The sequence below is a fragment of the Flectobacillus sp. genome (assembly GCF_049240685.1).
In the GTDB taxonomy this organism is placed as follows: domain Bacteria; phylum Bacteroidota; class Bacteroidia; order Cytophagales; family Spirosomataceae; genus Flectobacillus.
On the sequence record NZ_JBMLSD010000145.1, the window covers coordinates 1 to 2,204 of the forward strand.

A 2,204-nucleotide genomic window follows, 5' to 3' on the forward strand; every position below is an offset into this window, starting at 1 on the left:
TTAGGCACAAAAATTAAATTCTATTTTGCCCACTAACTTATTACTTTTGATTGTAAGAAAAAGCATTTTGTAAGGCATTGAAGCCTTTATCCAACAAAAGCCCTACGGTACCGATAATCAAAATCGCTACGAGGATACGCTCCAATGAAAGGGCATTCCAACTATCCCAAACAAAGAACCCAATACCAACGCCACCCGAAAGCATTTCGCCCGCTACGATTACCATCCAGGCTACGCCAATCGAAAGACGCAAACCTGTAATAATATGTGGGATAGAATAAGGCAACATGATTTTGGTAATATATTTCCAAGTAGAAAAACCAAAAGCTTTGCCTACATTCTTATGGTCATCAGGAATACTCGCTACGCCAAAAGCTGTGTTGATAAGCGTTGGCCATAATGAAGTAATCATGATGATAAAAATGGTTGCTCCTTCTGCCGCTTTGAAAGCCAACAAGCCCAATGGAAACCAAGCCAAAGGCGATACGGGGCGCAAAATCTGCACAATAGGGTTGAGGAGTTTCATCCCAGTTTTAGAAGAACCCATCAACAAACCAAGGGGAATAGCGACGATACTTCCAGCGCCAAAACCACTGAAAACGCGAATTAATGAACTAACCAATTGGTTGCCGATACCTTTATCGTTGGGGCCACGGTCGTAAAATGGTTCACTCATAAGTTCCATAAATACCTGCCATGTGGCTATAGGTCCAGGGATTTCGTTTTTAGTTAAAATTGTTACCAACTGCCACAAGCCTATCAGCACCAACATACTTCCGATAAAGTAAAGCGTATTACGAATCGAATTTTTGAGAGAAAATGAATTCATGATATGGTATGTTTGGGTACTTCCTTGCTTGTCACAAGGAAGTACTGTGGAAATCTTATTTACGAGTTGCTTTGAGATAATCGTCGATATTAGCAGGGTCGAAGTTTACATCATAGGTAGTTTTAAAAGGCTTCATGTCTGGTTGCATAGGCACCGCCATTTCTTTGGCTACTTCTTGGTACAAATCATCCAAAATCAGTTTTTCGACAATTGCTTTATAATTTGGCTCAGCTTTTAGATAACCAAAACGAACATACTGTGCCAAAAACCACATTGCATGAGATTTGCGAGGCATATTCACGACACCATTGTTATAAAAAGTCATGTAGTCGTCTTTGTACTTTTGAACACCCAAGTCGCAACCCAAATCGTTTGAGCCTAACAAACGAGCTTCAATTACTGGCAATGCTGCATTTACGTAATATGGTTTAGTCAACCATGAAGCTGCTTTTTTACGATTACCCATATTGTCTAACCAGCGACAAGCTTCAATGATAGCTTTCATCACTTTTTTCAAATCTTCCTTATCCTCTGCGGCAAACTTGCTGTTGACAACCAAAGCTTTTTCTGGGTGATGTTTCCAGATATCCTGTGACGCAATATGTGTAAAACCTACGTTTTGAGTAGCTGCTACGCCATTCCAAGGTTCGCCTACGCAATAGCCTTCCATGTTGTCTACACGCATATTTGCCACCATTTGTGGAGGAGGAATTGTGATAATACCCACCGATTTTTGATTGACACCTGCTGCAGCTAACCAGTTGCGTAACCAGATATCATGGGTTCCGCCAGGAAAAGTCATAGCGAAGGTAACTTCTTTGCGAGATTGTACATTTTTTACAGCCGCCACTACTTTGTTTACTTCTTTGAAGCCAACCATGCCACAGAAGTCTTTCGAAAGTGTAATGCCTTGACCATTGTTGTTGATTACCATCGCAATCTTCATTTCTGAGCCAGCTTTACCACCAATTCCTGTATATACTGACAAAGGCATTGAGAAAAGACAGTGTGCTCCATCCAATTCACCATTCAAGATTTTATCACGGACATTGGCCCAAGAGGCTTCTTTCGAAAGCTCTACATCGACACCATATTTTGCGAATAATCCCAACTCTTTAGCGGCTACTAGCGGAGCACAGTCTGTCAGTGGAATAAACCCTAATCTTATTTTCTTTCCTGAAGGCGTCGGATTTGCCGACAATTGCAGTGTTGTAGCTACTAAACCTACCAACACTAATACTTGCTTTAACAGAGTTTTTGCGTTCATAACGATTATGAAATGGTTTAAAACAATCCTTAGACCGACCCCCATCGGTCTAAGGAAGTTGTATATTGAAAAATGAGTAATTCAGTAAAAAGGCACAAAGTGTACAGG

The 2,204-nt window shown here is 40.8% G+C and carries 2 protein-coding genes; both read right to left on the reverse strand.

The window, feature by feature from the left end; genetic code table 11:
- Positions 1-40 precede the first annotated feature (40 nt).
- Positions 41-829: a nitrate ABC transporter permease gene (ntrB, locus tag ACOVQ4_RS06590; protein ID WP_421819859.1), complete on the reverse strand. Its 789-nt coding sequence runs from the start codon at positions 827-829 to the stop codon at positions 41-43.
- A gap of 55 nt (positions 830-884) precedes the next feature.
- Entirely contained in the window at positions 885-2,096 is a 1,212-nt protein-coding gene (locus ACOVQ4_RS06595) for a CmpA/NrtA family ABC transporter substrate-binding protein (RefSeq protein ID WP_421819860.1), read from the reverse strand.
- Between the last annotated feature and the right edge of the window lie 108 nt (positions 2,097-2,204).

Bases quoted from the DNA above. Each gene is read 5' to 3' on its own strand.
- ntrB (WP_421819859.1), bottom strand. From the start codon at position 829: ATGAATTCATTTTCTCTCAAAAATTCGATTCGTAATACGCTTTACTTT.
- ACOVQ4_RS06595 (WP_421819860.1), bottom strand. From the start codon at position 2,096: ATGAACGCAAAAACTCTGTTAAAGCAAGTATTAGTGTTGGTAGGTTTA.